23 protein-coding genes are annotated in these 20987 nt (G+C 62.3%); 12 read left to right on the top strand and 11 right to left on the bottom strand.

All coding sequences use genetic code 11. The features are described 5' to 3' along the window. The first annotated feature begins 26 nt into the window (after window positions 1-26). From LG385_RS03305 to alkB, 3 genes are read left to right on the top strand one after another with little or no spacing between them, the layout of a single operon-like run. Window positions 27-590, top strand: a complete 564-nt coding sequence (locus LG385_RS03305) for a peptidylprolyl isomerase (protein WP_225772391.1) — start codon at window positions 27-29, stop codon at window positions 588-590. Window positions 591-647: 57 nt separating this feature from the next. After that, window positions 648-2480, top strand: a complete 1833-nt coding sequence (locus LG385_RS03300) for an ABC transporter ATP-binding protein (RefSeq protein WP_225772388.1) — start codon at window positions 648-650, stop codon at window positions 2478-2480. Window positions 2481-2483: 3 nt separating this feature from the next. Beyond that, the gene (alkB, locus tag LG385_RS03295; protein ID WP_225772386.1) at window positions 2484-3143 is read left to right on the top strand and encodes a DNA oxidative demethylase AlkB; all 660 of its coding nucleotides are present in this window, start codon (window positions 2484-2486) and stop codon (window positions 3141-3143) included. A gap of 75 nt (window positions 3144-3218) precedes the next feature. Here alkB and def read toward each other — a convergent pair whose 3' ends face one another. From def to LG385_RS03275, 4 genes are all read right to left on the bottom strand, one after another. Beyond that, window positions 3219-3746, bottom strand: coding sequence for a peptide deformylase (gene def / locus LG385_RS03290; RefSeq protein ID WP_181120021.1), 528 nt, complete (start codon window positions 3744-3746; stop codon window positions 3219-3221). 19 nt (window positions 3747-3765) lie between these two features. After that, window positions 3766-4692: a YihY/virulence factor BrkB family protein gene (locus LG385_RS03285; protein ID WP_225772384.1), complete on the bottom strand. Its 927-nt coding sequence runs from the start codon at window positions 4690-4692 to the stop codon at window positions 3766-3768. Window positions 4693-4816: 124 nt separating this feature from the next. Further along, the gene (locus tag LG385_RS03280; protein ID WP_181111518.1) at window positions 4817-5005 is read right to left on the bottom strand and encodes a CsbD family protein; all 189 of its coding nucleotides are present in this window, start codon (window positions 5003-5005) and stop codon (window positions 4817-4819) included. Window positions 5006-5120: 115 nt separating this feature from the next. After that, window positions 5121-5960: a S1 RNA-binding domain-containing protein gene (locus tag LG385_RS03275; RefSeq protein WP_225772382.1), complete on the bottom strand. Its 840-nt coding sequence runs from the start codon at window positions 5958-5960 to the stop codon at window positions 5121-5123. Between the two features lie 300 nt (window positions 5961-6260). Between LG385_RS03275 and LG385_RS03270 the strand changes: the two genes are divergently transcribed. The 3 genes from LG385_RS03270 (at window position 6261) to LG385_RS03260 (ending at window position 9270) form a co-directional block, all read left to right on the top strand. Then, window positions 6261-6980 (top strand): TorF family putative porin, encoded by a 720-nt coding sequence (locus LG385_RS03270; protein ID WP_225772380.1) that lies wholly within the window; start codon window positions 6261-6263, stop codon window positions 6978-6980. A gap of 151 nt (window positions 6981-7131) precedes the next feature. Then, the gene (locus LG385_RS03265) at window positions 7132-7923 is read left to right on the top strand and encodes a DUF6279 family lipoprotein (protein WP_225772378.1); all 792 of its coding nucleotides are present in this window, start codon (window positions 7132-7134) and stop codon (window positions 7921-7923) included. Window positions 7924-8001: 78 nt separating this feature from the next. After that, entirely contained in the window at window positions 8002-9270 is a 1269-nt protein-coding gene (locus LG385_RS03260; RefSeq protein ID WP_225772376.1) for a nitrate regulatory protein, read from the top strand. Window positions 9271-9340: 70 nt separating this feature from the next. On the opposite strand, the gene LG385_RS03255 is transcribed toward LG385_RS03260, so the two are convergent. From LG385_RS03255 to cysK, 3 genes are all read right to left on the bottom strand, one after another. Beyond that, window positions 9341-9880 (bottom strand): GNAT family N-acetyltransferase, encoded by a 540-nt coding sequence (locus tag LG385_RS03255; protein ID WP_225772374.1) that lies wholly within the window; start codon window positions 9878-9880, stop codon window positions 9341-9343. 247 nt (window positions 9881-10127) lie between these two features. Next, window positions 10128-11066 carry an aspartyl/asparaginyl beta-hydroxylase domain-containing protein gene (locus tag LG385_RS03250; protein ID WP_225772372.1) on the bottom strand — a complete coding sequence of 313 codons (939 nt, stop codon included), beginning with the start codon at window positions 11064-11066 and terminating at the stop codon, window positions 10128-10130. 92 nt (window positions 11067-11158) lie between these two features. Beyond that, entirely contained in the window at window positions 11159-12133 is a 975-nt protein-coding gene (gene cysK / locus LG385_RS03245) for a cysteine synthase A (RefSeq protein WP_181111512.1), read from the bottom strand. 134 nt (window positions 12134-12267) lie between these two features. Between cysK and LG385_RS03240 the strand changes: the two genes are divergently transcribed. From LG385_RS03240 to LG385_RS03230, 3 genes are all read left to right on the top strand, one after another. Next, the gene (locus LG385_RS03240) at window positions 12268-13344 is read left to right on the top strand and encodes a DUF748 domain-containing protein (protein WP_225772370.1); all 1077 of its coding nucleotides are present in this window, start codon (window positions 12268-12270) and stop codon (window positions 13342-13344) included. 70 nt (window positions 13345-13414) lie between these two features. Further along, window positions 13415-14260 carry an AAA family ATPase gene (locus tag LG385_RS03235; protein ID WP_225772367.1) on the top strand — a complete coding sequence of 282 codons (846 nt, stop codon included), beginning with the start codon at window positions 13415-13417 and terminating at the stop codon, window positions 14258-14260. A 21-nt stretch (window positions 14261-14281) separates the two neighbouring features. Continuing rightward, entirely contained in the window at window positions 14282-15460 is a 1179-nt protein-coding gene (locus LG385_RS03230; protein WP_225772365.1) for a vWA domain-containing protein, read from the top strand. 102 nt (window positions 15461-15562) lie between these two features. Here the strand turns inward: LG385_RS03230 and LG385_RS03225 are convergent, their stop codons facing one another. Genes LG385_RS03225 through LG385_RS03215 form a run of 3 tightly spaced genes read right to left on the bottom strand, consistent with a single transcriptional unit; the run spans window position 15563 to window position 17422 of the window. Continuing rightward, window positions 15563-16084: a DUF2937 family protein gene (locus LG385_RS03225; RefSeq protein ID WP_225772363.1), complete on the bottom strand. Its 522-nt coding sequence runs from the start codon at window positions 16082-16084 to the stop codon at window positions 15563-15565. Window positions 16085-16093: 9 nt separating this feature from the next. After that, the gene (locus tag LG385_RS03220; RefSeq protein ID WP_225772361.1) at window positions 16094-16870 is read right to left on the bottom strand and encodes a class II glutamine amidotransferase; all 777 of its coding nucleotides are present in this window, start codon (window positions 16868-16870) and stop codon (window positions 16094-16096) included. 24 nt (window positions 16871-16894) lie between these two features. Continuing rightward, a complete protein-coding gene (locus LG385_RS03215; protein ID WP_225772359.1) occupies window positions 16895-17422 on the bottom strand; it encodes an MFS transporter in 528 nt (175 codons plus the stop codon). Between the two features lie 111 nt (window positions 17423-17533). On the opposite strand from LG385_RS03215, the gene LG385_RS03210 reads away from it, so the two are divergent. Together LG385_RS03210 and LG385_RS03205 are read left to right on the top strand one after the other, a co-directional pair. Next, a complete protein-coding gene (locus tag LG385_RS03210; protein WP_225772357.1) occupies window positions 17534-19576 on the top strand; it encodes a S9 family peptidase in 2043 nt (680 codons plus the stop codon). 33 nt (window positions 19577-19609) lie between these two features. Continuing rightward, complete coding sequence (locus LG385_RS03205) at window positions 19610-20074, top strand: Crp/Fnr family transcriptional regulator (protein ID WP_181111505.1); 465 nt, start codon at window positions 19610-19612, stop codon at window positions 20072-20074. A 7-nt stretch (window positions 20075-20081) separates the two neighbouring features. Here the strand turns inward: LG385_RS03205 and LG385_RS03200 are convergent, their stop codons facing one another. Next, complete coding sequence (locus tag LG385_RS03200) at window positions 20082-20336, bottom strand: hypothetical protein (RefSeq protein WP_225772355.1); 255 nt, start codon at window positions 20334-20336, stop codon at window positions 20082-20084. Between the two features lie 146 nt (window positions 20337-20482). On the opposite strand from LG385_RS03200, the gene LG385_RS03195 reads away from it, so the two are divergent. After that, a complete protein-coding gene (locus LG385_RS03195; RefSeq protein ID WP_181111503.1) occupies window positions 20483-20953 on the top strand; it encodes an RNA methyltransferase in 471 nt (156 codons plus the stop codon). The last annotated feature ends 34 nt before the right edge of the window (window positions 20954-20987 follow it).

Here is a 20987-nt window from a genome sequence, read left to right as displayed (position 1 = left end):
ACTTACACGAAGGAAGCCCTGCCTCCATGTTCAAACAACTCGTTCTTTGCGCCTGCTCCGTGATGTTCGCTGCTACCCTTCAGGCAGCGCCCGCGAACAAGCCCCATGTGCTGCTGGATACCGATATGGGCCCGATCGAAGTAGAACTCGATGCCGACAAGGCGCCGATCAGCACCCAAAAATTTTTGAGCTACGTGGACAGCGGCCACTACAACGGCACCCAATTCCATCGGGTAATCCCTGGCTTCATGGTTCAGGGCGGCGGCTACGACCGCAACATGAGCGAAAAGCCTACCCAGGCGCCCATCAAGAACGAAGCCGACAACGGCCTGAAAAACCTGACCGGTACCTTGGCCATGGCACGTACTTCCGATGTGAACTCGGCCACCAGCCAGTTTTTCATCAACGTCAACGACAACGCCTTCCTTGATCATGGTGGCCGGGACTTCGGTTATGCCGTGTTCGGCAAGGTGGTCAAGGGCATGGACGTTGTCACCAACATCGTCAACAGCCCCACCACCAACCGCGGCGGCATGCAGAACGTGCCGTCCAACCCGATCCTGATCAAGACCGCCAAGCGTATCGACTGATCCGTGCCTTGCCACCGCCCGTACCCCGGGCGGTGTACTGAACTGGAGGGGATGCCAATGCTGTACCGCCGTTTCGAAAAGTGGATCGATGTATTTCGTGAAGCACCCACCGACGCACCGCCTGGCAAGGTCACCTCGTTCTACCTGTATTACCTGCGCCAGGTGTGGCCCAGTTTCGCGGCCCTGCTGGTTGTAGGCCTGATCGCCGCACTGATCGAAGTGGCGTTGTTCAGCTACCTCAGCGACATCATCGACATGGTCAACAGCACCGCGCCCGATCGCTTCTTCAGCGAACACTGGGGCAGCCTGCTGTGGATGCTCGTGGTGGCGATGGTCATCCGGCCGGTGTTCGTGTGCCTGCACGACCTGCTGGTGCACCAGACCATCTCGCCGGGCATGACCAGCATGATCCGCTGGCAAAACCACAGCCATGTGCTCAAGCAGAGCATGAACTTCTTCCAGAGCGACTTCGCAGGCCGCATCGCCACCCGGATCATGCAAACCGGCAACTCCCTGCGTGACTCCGCCGTACAGGCAGTGGATGCCCTGTGGCACGTGGCAATCTACGCCGTAAGTTCGCTGGTGCTGTTCGCTGAAAGCGACTGGCGCCTGATGATCCCGTTGATCCTGTGGATCCTCGCCTACGTGGTTTCCCTCTGGTACTTCGTGCCGCGGGTGAAAGAGCGCTCGGTGGTGTCCTCCGATGCCCGCTCCAAGCTGATGGGCCGGATCGTGGACGGTTACACCAACATCACCACGCTCAAGCTGTTCGCCCACACCAACCTCGAACAGGAATACGCCCGCGAGGCCATTACCGAGCAAACCGAGAAGACACAACTGGCCAGCCGAGTGATCACCAGCATGGACGTGGTGATCACCACGCTCAACGGCTTGCTGATCGTGGGCACCACCGGCCTGGCACTGTGGCTGTGGACCCAAGGCTTGCTCACTGTGGGTGCTATCGCCCTGGCGACTGGCCTGGTGATTCGAATCGTCAATATGTCTGGCTGGATCATGTGGGTGGTCAACGGCATCTTCGAGAACATCGGCATGGTCCAGGACGGCCTGCAAACCATCGCCCAACCTTTGAGCGTGACGGACATGCCCGACGCCAAGGACCTCAAGGTGGAGCGCGGCGGCATCCGTTTCGAAGCCGCGGAATTCCACTATGGCAAGGTTGGCCGCGTGATCAGCGGGCTGGACCTGGAAATCGCGCCGGGCGAGAACATCGGCCTGATCGGCCCTTCCGGAGCTGGTAAATCCACGGTGGTGAACCTGCTGCTGCGGCTCTACGACCTCGAGAGCGGGCGCATCCTCATCGACGGCCAGGACATCGCCCATGTACGCCAGGAGAGCCTGCGCGAACAGATAGGCCTGATTACCCAGGACACCGCCCTGCTCCACCGTTCGATCCGCGACAACCTCTTGTATGGGCGCCCGGAAGCCACCGACGAAGAGCTGTGGGAGGCCCTGCGCAAGGCCAAGGCGGATGAGTTCCTGGCGCACCTCACCGACACTCAGGGCCGAATCGGCCTGGACGCCCATGTGGGCGAACGCGGCGTGAAGCTCTCCGGTGGCCAGCGGCAGCGCATTGCCATTGCCCGGGTGCTGCTGAAAAACGCGCCGATCCTCATCATGGACGAAGCCACCTCGGCGCTGGACTCCGAAGTGGAAGCAGCCATTCAGGAGAGCCTGGAAACCTTGATGGAAGGCAAGACCGTGATCGCCATCGCTCACCGCTTGTCCACCATCGCCCAGATGGACCGGCTGGTGGTGATGGACAAAGGCCGTGTTGTGGAAGTGGGCAGCCACAGCGAACTGCTGACGCACAAGGGCTTGTATTCGCGCCTGTGGCGGCACCAGACCGGCGGGGTCGTGGGCGTGGACTGAGCCATGTTCACCCTCGACCTGTTCGGCGACCTGCCCCGCTCCATTGGTGAACGCCGGCAGTTGGGGCCTGGTGCGTGGCTGCTGGAGGGCTTCGCCCTGGCCCGGGCCAAGGCCCTGGTCGAGGCCGTGCAGGCCATTGAAGCGCAAAGCCCGCCTCGCCACCTGGTAACGCCAGGTGGCTTCACCATGTCGGTGGCGATGACCAACTGTGGCCGCCTCGGTTGGAACAGCGACCTGAAGGGCTACCGCTATGGCCCGCTCGATCCGCTTTCCGGCCAGCCCTGGCCACCTATGCCTGAAGTCTTCGTGAAGCTGGCGCATGATGCCGCCGAGGCGGCAGGCTATGCCGCGTTCGATCCTGATGCCTGTTTGATCAATAGCTACGCCCCCGGGGCTCGCTTGTCGCTACACCAGGACAAGGACGAGCAAGACCTTGCCGCGCCTATCGTTTCGGTATCATTGGGGTTGCCGGCCGTGTTCCTGTTCGGCGGCGCCCACCGCAGCGACCCCGTGGAACGGTACAGCCTGCAACATGGTGACGTGGTGGTGTGGGGCGGCGAAGATCGGCTGCGCTTCCATGGGGTAGCGCCGGTGAAGGCTGGCGAACACCCACTTACAGGCGGCCGGAGGTTGAACCTGACGTTTCGGAAGGTGAACCGATGAGGCCTCGTTCGCGAGCTACGCCTTCGGCTTCGCTTGCTCCCACAGGATTCATCCTGACACGAGTGACTATAAGGTTCAGCGTTCCAGCTCGGGGAACAGCACGCTGGTATAGCCGAAGCGGCCGAAGTCGGTGATGCGCGAGGGGTATAGCCGGCCGATCAGGTGGTCAACCTCGTGCTGCACCACCCGGGCGTGAAAATCATGGGCTACCCGCTGCATCGCCTTGCCCCGAGGGTCCACGCCTTCGTAGCGGATGTGCTTGTAGCGGGCAACCATGCCGCGCAGGCCAGGGATGGACAGGCAACCTTCCCAACCCTCCTCCAGCTCCGGGCTCAGCGGCGTGATCAACGGGTTGATCAGTACTGTCCGTTCCACGGCCGCCGCGCCGGGGTACCGTGCATTGCTTTCGAAGCCGAACACCACCACCTGCAAGTCCACGCCGATTTGAGGCGCGGCCAGCCCTACGCCGCCGGCCTCGCCCATGGTCGCGAACATGTCGGCTATGAGCTCGTCCAGCTCATGGCTACCAAACAGCGCTTCGGGAACAGGAGGTGCGACCCGCAACAATCGTTCATCGCCCATCTTCAGGATATCGCGAATCATAGGACCTCCCCGCCCTGCATCAGGTCTTGGCGCCGCCCAGGCCCGCGCGCTCGTCTTCATTCCCTTCCGACGGCTCGCCAGGGGCTTTCTCGCCCTTGTCCTTGCCCTCGGCGGACATATGCTCGATTACCGCGTTCATTTCCGCCCCCAGCAGCAGAACGGCCGACGAGATGTAGAAGTACAGCAGCAGGATGATGATCGCGCCAATGCTTCCATACATGGCGTTGTAGTCAGCGAAGTTCTGTACGTAATAGGCGAACCCGACCGACGCAAGAATCCACACCACCACGGCCAGCACGGCACCAGGGGTGAGGAAGCGGAAGCGTTGATCCACGTCTGGCATCAGGTAGTAGATCAATGCCACGGCCAACATCAGCAACACCACTACAACCGGCCAGCGGGCAATGGTCCAGATGGTCACCGTGATGCTTTCGAGGCCGATCTGCCCGGCGATCCAGTTCATCACTTGCGGCCCCAGCACCATCAACGCAGCCGCGCACAGCAGCATCCCGGCCAGGCCTATGGTGTACAGCACCGAGAGCGGCAGGCGCTTCCAGGCTGGGCGGCCTTCTGCCACATCGTAGGCCGCGTTCATTGCACTCATCAGTGAGCGTACCGCCGCTGAAGCCGTCCAGAGCGCGGCGATGATACCGAACGACAACAGGCCGCCCTTTGACTGTTGCAGCTGGTCAATCACAGGGTTCACAGAATCCAGGGCCTGGGGGGGCAACACCATGGTCGCCTGCTCACGCAGCCATGAGAAGAAATCCGGAAGATGTAAGAAACCGATCATCGCGATCAGGAACAACAGGAACGGGAATAAAGAGAACAGCATCTGATACGCCAAGGCGGAGGCGTAGGTGGACATTTCGTCGTTGGAGAACTCTTGAACGGTGCGGACCAATACCTTGGTCAGCGGTAACTGCTTCATATCTGGAAAAATCATCTGGCGGGCTCCTTTTGACTATCCCCTTGGCCTGGCTAAGCCAGCCCCTGTGATTTCGCCATGCCTGATAGCACAGCGGCCATCCTGAGATGACCGCTGTAGTATTACGAAGTTTTACTCAGCTTCAGGATCGAGTGCCCTTGGTCACCGTTTCCTTGATGTCGCCCTTGGTTTGCTGGGCTTCACCCTTGATTTCACGTGCAGCGCCTTTGGCCTTGGTTTCAGGGCTGTTGGTGGCATCGCCTACCGCTTGCTGGGCTTTGCCCGCGAGTTCGTTAGCCTTGCCTTTGATCTTGTCGCCAGTACCGCTCATGAGTATTACTCCTCGGTGTGGATTGAAATGAATTCAATCGGCATAAAGATGGACAAACCGCTCCGCTCATGAGTTTCAACATTTGTTTGGCAAGTTGGCGGCCGCCGACGAAGGGTCACGGCGCTAACGAAATGCCATCCGGGCGGATGACAATTTTCCCGGCCTTGTACAGCGCGCCGATGGCCTTCTTGAAGTTGCCCTTGCTCACGCCGAACTGCTGGGCGATCACTTCGGGTTCACTGCGGTCGCTCAAGGGCAAGCTGCCCCCCGCCTTGCGCAAGGCCTCCACGATCTGCTGCTGCAGGCCTGTGACCGCCTGCTCGCCTACGGGCTGCAAGCTCAGGGCAATCTTGCCGTCCTCGCGTACCGCCTTGATGTAGGCAGTTTCGCGCATGCCGCTACGCAGGAACTTGAACACCTCGTTCTTGTGGATCAAGCCCCAGTGGGCGTTCTCGATGATCGCGTTGAACCCCAGGTCGGTCTGGGCGGCGACCAGCACCTGCACGGCCTGGCCGACCTTGTACGTGGCCGGGGTTTTATCGAGGTAGCGGTCAACCTTGGCGCTGGCCGTGATGCGGCGCGTACGGCGGTCCAGGAACACATGAACCACGCAGTATTCCCCGGCACGCACCTGGCGTTTTTCTTCGGAGAACGGCAGCAACAGGTCTTTGGGGAGGCCCCAGTCCAGAAAAATCCCGATGGAATTGATTTCCTTGACCTTGAGGCTGGCAAACTCGCCAACCTGCACCTTGGGCTTCTCGGTAGTTGCCAGCAGCTTGTCTTCGCTGTCCAGGTACACGAACACGTTGAGCCAGTCCTCGACCTCGTGCGGGATATCCTTGGGCACGTAGCGGTTGGGCAGAAGAATCTCCCCATCGGCGCCGCCGTCCAGGTACAGCCCGAAATCCGTATGCTTGACCACTTGCAAGCTGTTGTAGCGACCCACCAAAGCCATGACCGACACCTATGTTGACAAGCCGTTAGTGTAACTCACCCCGGCGCGACCCTTCCCGGGTTTTGCCTGCTGCTTCACCGGATGGCCGCGCCCACCTGCCCCCACAGGCTAGACGCAGCTGTGGCCATAGGCCGGGCAAACCGCCGGATCCGGCCAAATCGACGAATGGCACTCCATGATGGCCCCTCGAATGGTGATCGAAGGTATCCTCTGACCCGTCTAAACCGGGCATCTGCCTTAACCCGATACCGTTGCAAGCACCACGCAGCAGCCTCCGCGCCTTGCGCCAGGGAGAGACGCATGCTCAAACCCAGCCTGATGCTGACCGCGGGCCTTCTGGCCGCACCTCACCTTCACGCCCAGACCCTGCAGCGCGAACTGGGCGACTTCGACCTGAAACTGGGCACAACGCCAACGCGCAGCATGGCCCAGGGCCTGGTAGCGCCTGGCACCATCGGCTCTTTCCATGGCGGTATCGACGTTACCCATGACAGCGGCTGGTATTTCGGCCAGTGGTCTCCCAGCGTCGGGCTTACGCCAGACAGCAACTTCGAGCTGGACAGCTACCTGGGGTACAAGCGCCGCCTGGTGCCGGATTTCGGCTATGAGTTGGGCATGATCAGTTATACCCGGCCCGATGTGGCCGACGGCAACAGCCATCAGTTGTATGCGGGCATGCGAGTGTTCGAAAGCCGTTTCGGCGCGGCCTTCAGCGAGGCGGTGGACAGCCGATCCGGCACGCTGTTCGCGGATTTTGGCCAGTTGCCGCTGTTCAACCTCGACGTGTCGGTCAAGGTCAGCCGCTACAGCCTCAGCTCACCTTACGCGCTGGGTGATGGCGAACTGGTCGAGGGCTTCAGTGACTGGTCCATGCAGGTATCCCGGCCGCTGATGGGCGTAGACCTCAACCTCATCTACAGCAGCTCCGACCTGCGGGGCGGCGAGTGCGTGGCTTACTCAGGGCACAACCCGGCCTGCGACAGCATGGTTACCCTCAAGGCGCAGCGGGCGTTCTTCTAGCGCCACCGGTTTGCGCCGCGCCCACCGGCGTTCTACCGTTAGCGCAGGCAGCAGTAGCGGATACGGGGGAACGATGAGGGGTTGTGCGGTTCATCGAGGATGGTTGGCGGTGTGTCTTCTGGCGGTCTTGGCCCTCGCCGCGTGTACCCGCATGGACCTGGCATATCGCAACCTTGATACGTTGATCCCCTGGGGCCTCGACGACTACCTGGACATGAACCGGGAGCAGAAGGCGTGGTTCGAGGATCAGCTGGCAGAGCACTTGCGCTGGCATTGCCAGACGCAGCTTCCCGGGTATCTGCCATGGTTGGATCGCCTTCAATCGCTGGTAACCACGCAAAACGTAAGCGACGACACCTTGCAGGCGCTCACCCGGGACGCCGAAGAGGCCACCAACGCCATTGCCCGGCAGATCACGCCCTCGGCCGTGACATTGCTGCGCAACCTCACCGACGAACAGGTCAGTGCATTGCGTGAAGCCTTCGCCAAGGACATTGCCAAGCGCCGCCGGGAACAGGTTGCCCCGCCACTGGCGAAGCAGATAGAAACCCGAGCCGAAAAGATGCACGACCGGCTCAAGCCCTGGCTCGGCCGAGTCAGCGCAGAGCAGGACGCAGCGATCAGCCGCTGGTCTGCCCAGCTTGGTAATCACAACGCGGTAGCGCTGGAGAATCGCGAACACTGGCAGCAGGCGTTGCTTACGGCACTCGAGCACCGGGCGGAGCCAGGTTTCGAGTCGCGTATCGCTCAGTTGTTGCAACGGCGCGAGGCGCTGTGGAGTGAAGCCTACAGGGCAGATCGCGGCAACAGCCAGGCGGCGGCCCGGGCCCTGACCCAGGCAGTGCTCGCATTGAGCGACGCCGGGCAGCGTCAGCAATTGACCGAGCAATTGGAAAAACTGCGGGCGCGCTTTTCAGCACTGCGGTGCCTGAAAAAACAGTAGCCAAATGCCTCCATCACATGGGCGACGCCTGGCCTATCGTGCTCTAATCAGACAGGACCCCTTGATACCTGAACGCTCATGTCAGATCACTACATGCCCCCCGCCCTGCGCTTCATGTTGGCGGCCCGCCGGATCGAACTCGAAGGCCTGGAGAGCCTGGCCTTCACGTGCGATCTGGTATCAGCGCTTAGCCAGCTGGTGCATGCGATTCAGCGAGAGCGCGGCTGGTCGAATCTCCACCTGGGCAGCGCACTCGAGGATCATCTCGACGAGCTGCAACGGCTGGCGGAAGAATCCCAGGCCATCGAAGAACAGGTGCGCGCCTGTTTCGAGGGCATGGACCTCGACGCAGCGGCCTCAACCGACAGGGCGCGGCTGTTCAACCGCATCGCCTATGTATTGCACGGCTTTGAGGAGCTGCCTGGTTTGCGCCGCCGTGTACGTGAGCGGCGAATTACCGCGGTAGAAGCCACCAGCGCGCTTACCCGGTTGATCGGCGGCTTGCTGGCGGTAGTATTCGAAGCTGCGGACACGGCGATCGACCCGGCCATCACCCGGCTGTTGGTGGCGCTGTTCAATTTCATGCAGGGCAAGGAACTGGCCGGGCAGGAGCGGGCCATTGGCGTCAATGGCTTCGCTATCGGCTATTTCGACGAAGCTTTGCGCCAGCGGCTGGAACATCTGGGCCAGGCCCAGGACCGGTGTTTCGAGGTGTTTTGCGAGTTCGCCGATGCGGGCGCGCTTACGCTCTGGCAGGCTCAACTCAGCAGCGAAACCCTGATGCAATTACAGCGCATGCGCGCCATGGCACTGCGTACCCACGCTGGCGCGTGCGTGGACCCGGCCCTGTCCCGGGTATGGTTTGACATCGCCACACGGCGTATCGACGCGCTCAAGGATGTGGAAAATCACCTCACCCGTGCCCTGCAGGACGGCTGCCGGCAGAGTATCCAACTCGCACGCGCCGACCTTCACAATCACCGCCTGCTGCTGCGTCGGCTGGCCAGCCTGGAAAGCACGGGGCAGAGCGAGCAGGCTCGACTGTTCAGCGTATATGCCAGCGGGCTCGACGCCCCGCCGCAGGATGGCCTGGGCCCGCAACTGGGGCGCTCGGTACTGGACCTGCTGCATGCGCAAACCCAGCGGCTGGTAAGCACCAGCGATGAGCTTGAACAGGCCCGCCGTGCACTCACCGAACGCAAGATCATCGAGCGTGCGAAAAAGCGCCTGATGGACGAGTACCGCCTGAGCGAAAGCGACGCTTACGCGCGCCTGCGCCAAGCAGCCATGGAACGCGGCCAGCGGCTGGCGGACGTTGCCCAAGCGGTGGTGGACCTGCAAGCGTAGCCACAGGCGCTACCGATCGCCCGTAGCGGCCGCGCTTGCGCGCGACCAAGGCCACCAAGGTACCGCGGTATCAGCTTGCGAACAGCCGTGACGGCGCTTGAGGAAGGCCATACCCCGCACCACCGCACCCTGCGCTACCGCCCAAGGTAAGGCACCAATACTCGGCGTCGCCGCGCAGGTCCAGCGCCTGGCCCATGCCGATGTGCACAAAGCCCAGCGCTTCGTGGAGGGCGATGGTTTCCGTGTCGGTGATCGCCACGCCGGCATACACCGCCAGGTAACCTTGCTCCTGCAAATGTTCGAGCAGCGAGCGGTACAGCGACCGCAGCATGCCCAGCTCCCGACCGCGGGGCGTCATGTACACGGTAACGTCCACGGACCAGCGCAACGCCAAGGGCGCCTTGTGAGCACGGGCGTAGGCAAAGCCGACAATTTCATCGTTGCATTCGGCTACCAGGAAGGGGTAGCGGCCAAGCGTTGTGGCCAACAGCCCGCACAGGTCCGGGTCGTTGTCGGCAGGCACGGATACACCGTGTGCAGGGTTTGCATGAACGGCACGCAGCGCCGCGCAGTCGCTGATACGCGCCGTTCTTACCAGGCAAAACGTCATAAAACAGACATCCTGAAGAAATTCCCGAAATGCGAGGAATCCATCGCAAGCACCGCTCCCTCTAGGGTAAGCGCGAAGGATGGATCCAACCATCGAGCCCTGCAAGCTTACCCCGATGTGAGGCAGCCCGCTTCGTCAAAAGTGCCGCTCCGTTTCACCAAAGTGCCATCAGGATATGGATTTGTGACAGGTGTCCCATATTCAGGCCGCATCCGCGGCATCGGCGCCGCGAATGGGAAGGAAAGGCTTAGCTGAACAGCCAGTAGCCCAGCGCGGTCAGCACCACGACCGCCAGCACAGGGCGCAATACCCGATAGGCCTTGGGATGGCGCCGTTTGAACTGCTTCACGCCCGAGCTGGTGCGGTCACTGAAGCGCTTGCTCCAGGCATAGGCCTGGTTGATACCGCCTACACGCTCGTCGTCGAGGTTCTGCGGCGCGGTGGCACGGCCCAGGAAGTCGCTGACGCTGCGGTTGATCCGCGTCATCAGGCGGTTGGACAGTGGCCGCTCGATGTCACAGAACAGGATCACCCGGGTTTCATCGGTTTCGTTCTTCACCCAGTGCACGTAGGTTTCATCGAACATCACATCCTGGCCGTCGCGCCAGGCATAGGGTTGGCCATCCACGTAAATGCGGCAGGCATCCGAGTTGGGCGTGGCCAGCCCCAGGTGATACCGCAGGGAGCCTGCGAAGGGGTCGCGGTGCGGGTTGAGATGGCTACCACCAGGCAGCAACGCAAACATGGCGCCTTTCACGTTAGGAATCCCGCTCACCAGCTCGACTGTGCGTGGGCACAGCGCCATCGCCGACGGCAGCGGTTTGTCGTACCACTTGAGGTAGAAGCGCTTCCAGCCTTTCTTGAAGAACGACCCGAAGCCCGCGTCGTTGTTCTTCTCGGCGGCACGGATGTAGCCCTCGTCGAACAGGCGCATCGCCTCCTCGCGAATCACGCCCCAGTTGTCCTTCAGTACATCGAGTTCCGGAAAGCGGCTACGGTCCAGATAGGGCCGGGACGGCACGCTGGAAAACAGGTACATCAGCGCGTTATAGGGCGCAAACAATGCCGAGTGGTTGACGAACTGGCGCAGCACCGGCAGCCGCGCCTTGCCGCGCAAGTGCACATAGAGCGTGCTGCCGATGAACATCAGCAGCACAAGGGCCTTGGCGGTGAACGAGAGGGTCATGCAGCGCTCCTGGGTTTTGGCAGGCCGCCATGATAAACCCGAAGCCCCGCCGCGCACAGGTCAGCGGCGGGTGGGTATGACGGATGTCATGTTCAGGCCTGGTTTTCCTGCTCGGTGAACAGGTCGCTGAACAGCATGCTCGACAGGTAGCGCTCGCCCGAATCCGGCAGGATCACTACCAGCGTCTTGCCTTGCATTTCCGGCTTCTCGGCCAGGCGCACCGCTGCGGCCATTGCCGCACCGCAGGAAATACCGCACAGAATGCCTTCCTCACGCATCAGCCGCAGCGCCATGGCCTTGGATTCGTCATCGCTCACCTGCTCTACCCGGTCCACCAGGCTCAGGTCGAGGTTTTTCGGTACAAAGCCTGCGCCGATCCCCTGGATTTTATGCGGGGACGGCTTGATCTCCTCCCCGGCCAGCGCCTGAGTGATCACCGGCGAACCGATCGGCTCGACCGCCACGGAAAGGATCTGCTTGCCCTGCACCTGCTTGATGTAACGGGACACACCAGTGATGGTGCCGCCGGTGCCCACGCCCGCCACCAGCACGTCAACCGCCCCGTCGGTGTCATTCCAGATTTCCGGCCCAGTGGTTTTCTCATGGATGGCCGGGTTGGCCGGGTTTTCAAACTGCTGCGGCATGAAGTAGGTGGCTGGGTCTGCCGTTACAATTTCCGTGGCTTTCTCGATCGCGCCCTTCATACCCTTGGCCGGCTCGGTGAGCACCAGTTCGGCGCCCAGCGCCTTGAGCACCTTGCGCCGCTCCAGGCTCATGGACGCAGGCATGGTCAGCATCAGCTTGTAGCCGCGCGCCGCCGCCACAAACGCCAGGCCGATACCGGTGTTGCCGGAGGTGGGCTCCACGATGGTCATGCCGGGCTTGAGGCGGCCGGAGGCCTCGGCGTCCCAGATCATGTTGGCGCCAATGCGGCATTTGACCGAATACCCCGGGTTACGCCCCTCGATTTTCGCCAGGATCGTCACCCCCCGCGGCGCGATGCGGTTGATCTGCACCAACGGCGTATTGCCAATGGAGTGGGCGTTGTCGGCGAAAATGCGGCTCATGGGGTTGTCCTTGTGTGAATCGGCCGGAAGTCGCCAGAGGGTAAGCCTGCAGGTGCGCAGCGTCCAGTGGGCGGCGGGTCGAACGTCTTGCGCACAAAACAGTCCACTGACCATGTTTGAAGGAGCCCGCTTCGATGAAACGTCGCTACCGCTGGCCGCTCGTGGCTATCGTTACTTTGGTTGTGCTGCTGATCGTGCTGCACATCGCCCTGCCCTTTATCGTGCGCGACTACCTCAATGACAAGCTTCGCGACATGGGCGCCTACAGTGGCCACGTGGACGACGTGGACATCGCGCTGTGGCGCGGCGCTTATGTGGTCAATGGGCTGAAAGTTACCAAGGTGGACGGCAAGGTGCCGGTACCGCTGCTCGAACTGCCGCGTACAGACATCGCGGTGAGCTGGCATTCACTGTGGTATGACCACGCTGTGGTAGCCCGGATCGCCTTCCTGCGCCCTGCCTTGAACTTCGTGGATGGCGGCGAAAACAAACAGGCGTCCCAGACCGGTGCGGGCACCGATTGGCGTGCACAGCTGGAAAAACTCCTGCCGATCACCCTGAACGAAATCCGCGTGGATGACGGCAAGGTCACCTTCAACAACTTCACCTCCAAGCCCCCGGTGAAGCTTGAAGCTACCCAGATCAACGCAAGCCTCTACAACCTCACCAACGTGGAAGACGCCCAAGGCAAGCGCGACGCCCGTTTCGACGGCAAGGCCGTGCTGTTCGGCCAGGCCCCGGTGGATGCCACGGCGACCTTCGACCCCTTCAGCAACTTCGAGGACTTCGAGTTCCGCCTGCGCGTGACCGATATCGAGCTCAAACGCGTCAACGACTTCGCCTCTGCCTACGGCAAATTCGACTTCAACGCCGGCCACGGGGACGTAGTGATCGAGGCCAAAGCCGACAAGGCCAGGCTAAGCGGCTACATCAAGCCATTACTGCGAGATGTGGACGTGTTCAATTGGCAGCAGGATGTCGAGAGCAAAGACAAAGGGTTCTTCCGCTCTGTATGGGAAGCTTTGGTGGGCGGCACTGAAACTGTGCTGAAAAACCAGCGCAAAAACCAGTTCGCGACCCGTGTCGAGCTGAGCGGCAACGTGCATCGCCAGGACATCAGCCCCCTGCAGGCCTTCTGGGAAATCCTGCGCAATGGGTTCGTTCAGGCATTCAGTGCCCGTTACGAGCAAGCGCCGCCGACGAAGGACTAAACCCCGGGGGCGATGAATTCCCCCCGGGCACGGGTTATGATCCCTGCAACCAAAACAAGAGGATCGCCGCATGAAATTCGAAGGGACCCAGGCCTACGTCGCCACATCCGACCTCAAGCTGGCGGTCAACGCGGCCATCACTCTGGAGCGCCCGCTACTGGTAAAGGGTGAGCCCGGCACTGGCAAGACCATGCTGGCCGAGCAGCTCGCCCAGGCCTTCGGCGCCCGGCTGATCACCTGGCATATCAAGTCCACCACCAAGGCTCATCAGGGCTTGTACGAGTACGACGCGGTAAGCCGGCTGCGCGATTCGCAGTTGGGCGTGGACAAAGTGCATGACGTTCGCAACTACCTCAAGAAAGGCAAGCTGTGGGAAGCCTTCGAGGCCGAGGAGCGGGTGATTCTGCTGATCGACGAGATCGACAAGGCAGACATCGAATTCCCCAACGACCTGCTGCAAGAACTCGACAAGATGGAGTTCTACGTTTACGAGACGGACGAAACCATCCGCGCGCGCCACCGCCCGATCATCATCATTACTTCCAACAACGAAAAGGAACTGCCGGACGCCTTCCTGCGCCGCTGCTTCTTCCACTACATCGCCTTCCCCGACCGCGACACCCTGCAGAAAATCGTGGACGTGCACTTCCCCGGCATCAAGGAAAGCCTGGTAAGCGAAGCGCTGGACGTGTTCTTCGACGTGCGCAAAGTGCCGGGCCTCAAGAAAAAGCCTTCCACCAGTGAGCTGGTGGACTGGCTCAAGTTGCTGATGGCCGACAACATCGGCGAGGCAGTGCTGCGTGAGCGCGAGCCCACCAAGGCCATTCCGCCGCTGGCCGGTGCGCTGGTGAAAAATGAACAGGACGTGCAACTGCTCGAGCGCCTGGCATTCATGAGCCGTCGCGGCAACCGCTGAACCGCCGCGGAGGCCAACGCCATGCTGCTTAACCTGTTCAATGAAATGCGCGCGGCGCGAGTGCCGGTATCTCTGCGCGAATGGCTGGACCTGCTCGAGGCCTTGAAGCGCCACGTGGTGTTCGCCGACATGGACGAATTTTATTACCTGTCTCGCGCCATCCTGGTGAAGGACGAACGCCACTTCGACAAATTCGACCGGGCTTTTTCCGCCTACTTCAACGGGCTGGACAACCTGGGCGAGCACCTGGAAGCGCTGATCCCCGAAGAATGGCTGCGCAAGGAATTCGAGCGTTCGCTCAGCCCGGAGGAGCGCGCGCAGATCCAGACCCTGGGCGGGCTGGACAAGCTGATCGATGCGTTCAAGGAGCGCCTCGCCGAACAGAAGGCCCGGCACGCCGGGGGCAACAAGTGGATTGGTACAGGCGGCACCAGCCCGTTCGGTTCTGGCGGCTTCAACCCTGAAGGCATCCGCGTGGGCGATGCTGGCAAGCGCCAGGGCAAGGCCGTAAAGGTATGGGACCAGCGCGAGTACAAGAACCTGGACGATCAGGTAGAGCTGGGCACCCGCAACATCAAGCTGGCGCTTCGCCGGTTGCGCAAGTTCGCCCGGCAAGGCGCGGCGGAAGAGCTGGACATCGACGGCACCATCGACCACACCGCCCGTGATGCGGGCCTGCTGAACATCCAACTACGCCCGGAGCGTCGCAATAGCATCAAGCTGCTGTTGCTGTTCGACATCGGCGGCTCGATGGATGCCCACGTGAAAACCTGCGAAGAGTTGTTTTCGGCCTGCCAGACCGAGTTCAAGCACTTGGAGTATTACTACTTCCATAACTTCGTGTACGAATCGGTGTGGAGGAACAACCTGCGCCGTACCTCCGAGCGCACCGCCACCCACGACCTGCTGCACAAGTACGGCGCGGATTACAAAGTGATCTTCGTAGGCGATGCCGCCATGGCCCCGTACGAAATCACTCACCCCGGTGGCAGCGTGGAGCATTGGAACGAAGAGGCCGGCGCGGCGTGGATGCAGCGCTTTCGGGATAAATTCCGCAAGCTGATCTGGATCAATCCGTACCCGAAGGAAACCTGGCACTACACCGCCTCCACCACCCTGGTGCGCGAGTTGGTGGACGACAAGATGTACCCGCTCACCCTGGCAGGGCTGGAAGAAGGGATGCGTTACCTGGCTAAGTAGTGAGTCCATTCCCGGGTTTCACCGGATGGCCGGCCCCGCCGGTCCTACAAATCTGTAGGACTGGGCGAAGCCCGGGAACATTTGGCCCAACCGGCGGATTTTCTACCGCCAACTCTCCGGGATAGGCTTCCTTGGCCGGATGCCAAAGGTATACCCCACTCCGATCAGCAACCACTCGATGGCCGCAGCCAGCAGCAGGGCTACGGCAATGCCCCAGGCGATGGCATCCGGCGACAATGGCACGCGGTAGTCGTAGCTGTTGAGGGTTTCTTCGCGGATCTGCTTGTCAGCGGCAGTAGCCACATGCCAGGCGCGTTCATACCAGCGCCCTTGCAGGGCTTGCCATTCGCGCGCCAGCGCCTGCTCCCGCGAAACCAGCCCCGCCACGCTCTGGGCGTCGCTGCGGAACACCGGGTCGTCGCTGTTCTGGTAGTGCTGCACCAGCGCCTGAAGGTCGCCATTGAAGAACTTCTGCGCGGTCTCATTGAAGCCTTGCAGAGCCCTCTGCGCCTCGAGCAGATGCGCCTGCACCCGTTGGGTGTAATCGTTGATCACCCCCGGCACCTGAACCCCTACCAGCAAGCCGACAGCGAACAGTATCAGGCGAAGATAGCTACGCAACATGGAGCGTCCTTATTCGATGTGGCCTTCGGCGACGCATTCGCCTCCGCGCCATAGGCACCAGCGACCGGGTTCGTGCCGATGCCAGGTTTCGTCTTCCGTGAGCGGTTCGGTGGCAATCACCGTGACCACATCGTCTGGCGTGGTTTCTGCCTTGAAGTCTACGATCACGTCCACGTCTTTGAGCCGGGCCGGGCCGAAAGGTGCCCGCCGGGTGATGTGCACCAGCTTGGTGGAACAAAAGGTAAACAACCAGTCGCCATCGCTCAGCAGGCCATTGAACACGCCCAGCCGGCGATAACCCGCGCAGGCTTCGACCAGGATCGGCACCAGCAACTCTTCGCGCACGGGGTCGGGGAACGCGGTACGGATGCGGTTGAGCAGGTCGCAGAACGCGGCTTCGCTGTCGGTATCGCCGATCGGGCGGTAAAAGCCAGGCGCTGGCGCAAAGTTCGCCAGCTGGCCGTTATGGGCAAAGCACCAGTTGCGCCCCCACAGTTCACGCACAAAGGGGTGGGTGTTGGACAAGCACACCTTGCCTACATTGGCCTGGCGCACATGGCCGATCACCACTTCGCTCTTGATCGGGTATTGCCGCACCAGCTCCGCCACGCGGGACTCGCAGCTGGGGGCCGGGTCCTGGAACAGCCGCAGGCCACGCCCTTCATAAAAGGCGATGCCCCAGCCATCGCGGTGGGGCCCGGTGCGGCCGCCCCGCTGCATCAAACCGGTGAAGCTGAACACAATGTCCGTGGGAACATTGGCGCTCATGCCGAGCAGTTCACACATGACAGGCTCCTGGGAATGACAGTGCTAAAGCCGTGGCTCGACGCGCATGGAGCCACCCTCGGGAGGGCGGCGTGTCGCGGGATTGGCCGGGCCTGGATCGGCATCGTACCGGCCGGCCGCAAGGTTCGGGCGCTCGGGTGCGAAAGGCTCGCTCGCTTCGGCCTCGGCCAGCTTGGCCTGGCGCTGCCTTTCGGCATCCCGCTCGGCCTGACGCGCGCGCGCGCCGCGCTCGATGGGCCAGCGAATGAACGCAAACACCGCATATACCGCCAGCGCGATCACGCTGTACATGGCCAGGTCCGAGACCGCGCGCCAGGCGTTGCCGGCGACCTTGAACAGCAGGTCCAGCGCTGTGATGGCAATCGCCGGAGCGAACTGCTCACGCGCCGGGTCCACTACCGTAGGCGTGAACAGCAGCGCGGCGCCAACCACCCGCAGCGGCTCGCGCAACCAGCGCCACAGCCAGCGGGTAAGGCGAAACCACACCAGCAGGCAGCCAAGGGCCGCGAAGGCATAGATACCCCAGGCAATGTAATAGTCGTTCTCGGTCATGGTGCTCGTGGCAAGGCGGCAAAGTGGCGCTTATGATAACGGCTTTTGGCCGGGGGCGCAGTGCCGCCGGCCAGCGTGGCTCCGCCGCGCCATCGAATCGAGGACTTGCGCATGTCACAGCCCACGCCACCTATCACCCGCAAGGCTGACGGCAGCGATCCCTACGCCTGGCTGCAGGCCCGCGACAGCGATGAAGTGCTGGAACACCTGCGCGCCGAAAACGCCTGGCTCGACACCCAACTGGCCGATCAGGCCGACGTGCGCGAAGCGCTGTTCGAGGAAATCCGCAGTCGCATCCTGGAAACCGACCTCAGCCTGCCCTCCCCCTGGGGGCCATGGTTGTACTATTCCCGCACAACGGCGGGCGACGAATACGCCCGGCACTATCGCGCACCGCGCCCGGCCGACGGCTCGCTCAACGTAGACCCCGCTCAAGAGCAGCTGCTGTTGGACCCCAACGAGCTGGCCAATGGTGGCTTCCTGTCGCTGGGCGCGTTCAGCGTAAGCCCGGATCACCAGCGGCTGGCGTATAGCCTGGACACCCAGGGCGACGAGACCTACGAACTGTTCGTCAAGGACCTGGCCAGCGGTGAAATCCAAAGCCTGCCGTTCGAAGAGTGCTCGGGCAGCATGACCTGGGCCAACGACAGCGCGACGCTGTTCTTCTCCGTGCATGACGACACCCACCGCCCGTACCAGCTGTATCGCCACCGCCTCGGCACCCAGGGGGCCGCGCTGGTGTTCGAGGAAACCGACGGCCGTTTCTTCCTGCACTGCTACCGCACCAGCTCGGAGCGGCAACTGGTGCTGCACGTGAACAGCAAGACCACCGCCGAGGCATGGGTATTGGATGCCGGGCAGCCGGAAGGCGCGTTCGCCTGTGTGGCCGAGCGGCGCGAAGGGCATGATTACGACGTCGACCACGGCCAGTTGAACGGCGCCTGGGCATGGTTCATCCGCACCAACCGTGACGGCCTGAACTTCGCGTTGTACCAGTGCCCGGAAGGCAATACCGCGCCACGGGAAGCCGATTGGCGATCACTGGTGGCTCATGACCCCCAGGTAATGCTCGATGGCTTCAGCCTCAATCACCAGGCTTATGTGCTCAGCCTGCGCGAGGCGGGCCTGCCCATCGTGCAGGTATACCCCGCCGGCGGGGAAGCGTACCGGGTACAGCTCCCTGACGCGGCCTACAGCCTCTATGTGCAAGACACCCTGGAGTTTGCTGGCGACCACATGCGCCTGCGCTACGAGGCATTGAACCGCCCGGGCCAGGTGCGCCAGCTCAGCCTGGCCAGCGGTGAGCAGGTGGTGTTGAAGCAAACGCCGGTGCTGGGCCCGTTCAACCCTGACGACTACCTTAGCGAACGGCTATGGGCCACCGCGCCGGATGGCACCCAGGTACCGGTGAGCCTGGTGCGCCGCCGTGATCGTATTGGCGAACCCACGCCGCTGTACCTTTACGGCTACGGTGCCTATGGCGAAAGCCTGGACCCGTGGTTTTCCCATGCGCGGCTGAGCCTGCTCGACCGCGGCGTTGCTTTTGCCATTGCCCATGTACGCGGCGGCGGCGAATTGGGCGAGGCCTGGTACCAGGCCGGCAAGCAGGCCAACAAGCACAACAGCTTCAGCGATTTCATCGCTTGCGCCCAGCACCTGATCAATGCGGGCATTACCGCTTCCGACCGCCTGGTGATCAGCGGTGGCAGCGCCGGTGGCCTACTGATCGGCGCAGTGCTCAACCAGCGCCCGGAGCTGTTCGCCGCGGGCATCGCCGAGGTGCCCTTCGTCGACACGCTCAATACGATGCTGGACCCGGAGCTGCCGCTTACCGTTACCGAGTACGACGAATGGGGCAACCCCCAGGAGCCGGAGGTGTACACCCGCATCAAGGCCTATGCGCCCTACGAGAACGTGCAGCCCCAGGCCTATCCGCATTTGCTGGTGGTGGCAGGCTACAACGACAGCCGTGTCGCCTATTGGGAAGCCGCTAAATGGGTGGCTCGCCTCAGGGAGCTAAAGACTGATGATCGGTTGTTATTGCTCAAGACCGAGCTGGGCGCTGGCCATGGCGGCATGAGCGGCCGATACCAGGGCCTGCGCGACGTGGCACTCGAATACAGCTTTGTGTTCAAGGTGCTGAATCTGGTGTAAATAACCTTCAAAGGCATAGCGAAGATATCCACCATGGCCAACGCCGCTTCACTGAACAATGAAATCCGCATCATGCTGATGGATTGCGGCCTGTTCAGCCAATTGCACCCCGATGACTGCGGCGTGGCCGCAGGCTATTTCAGCATTGTTTCCATGGAGCAAGGCGCCCGCATCTTCAGCGAGGGCGACGCCGGCACCTTCATGTGCATTATCCACTACGGCAACGTTTCAGTGTCCAAGACCGATGCCGAGGGCAATCAGGTCGAGATCGCGCTGCTTCGCAAGGGCCGTTCGTTTGGCGAAATGGCGGTGCTCGACGGCGAGCGGCGCTCCGCCACGTGCCTTGCGGCCACGGACTGCCAGCTGCTCAGCCTGGGCAAGGACTCGCTGGAGAAGATGATGACCGAAGCGCCGAAGGTGGCCGCCAAGCTGATTCGCGCGCTGGCGATCGCCTTGTCCAAACGGTTGCGCATGGCGGACGGGCAGCGGCTGTCCTGAGCGCGCCTCAGCTTTCCTCCGCGCTGCCCGGCTTGCGTGCCGCCGCCGGGCTTACCGCAGGGGGCTGCGGCACTTGCAGTTCGGGCAAGGGCGCGCTTGGGCTTGCCGGTGGAGCGGCCGCGCCTGGCCCGCCCTGAACGGACGGTGTAGCCGGCACAATCGCAGGTACCGGAGGCGCCGCGTCCACGGGCGCGGGCGGCTCGGTGGCGGCCTGGGCAATAGCCGTAAGGGTGAGGGACAACAGCAAAAGGTATCGGGTCATGGCGATCAAGCGACGGCCTCTCGTTGCTGGGGCAAGGCATAACGCTATCCCCCTGGCAGCGGGATCACAAGCCCCCCGTCGCGCTTATCCTTGCCCTCACGCCCCCTGCCCCGGATAATCGCGCGTTTTTCAACCAGGGGCCGGCCGTGGCGAACAAGCGATACAGTTGCATCGGGCTGCACAACCCCAAGTCTCCCGAAAACGTGGGCTCGGTAATGCGTGCCGCGGGCTGCTATGGGGTGAATTCGGTGTTCTACACCGGCCGCCGCTACGAGCGCGCCCGGGACTTCGTGACCGATACCAAACGGGTGCACTACGACATCCCGCTGATCGGCGTGGACGACCTGCGGTCTATCCTGCCGCTCGATTGCGTGCCCGTGGCCGTCGAGCTGGTGGACGATGCCCGGCCGTTGCCGACCTACACCCACCCCGACCGGGCGCTGTACATCTTCGGGCCTGAAGACGGCAGCCTGGATGAAGACCTGCGCCAGTGGTGCGAGGACACGATCTACATCCCAACCCAGGGGTGCATGAACCTCGCGGCCACGGTGAACGTGGTGCTGTATGACCGCCTCGCCAAGGGCAACAACACCCGTTCCGGCCCGCGCTTCAAATAAGGGAACAGCCGTCGCGTTTGGGAGTCAGCTTAGG

Origin of the sequence: Pseudomonas sp. Marseille-Q5115, from assembly GCF_916618905.1 — a bacterium.
Lineage (GTDB): Bacteria > Pseudomonadota > Gammaproteobacteria > Pseudomonadales > Pseudomonadaceae > Aquipseudomonas > Aquipseudomonas japonica_A.
The sequence above is the reverse complement of the archived record's forward strand: the minus strand, read 5'-3'. Positions and strand labels throughout refer to the sequence as shown.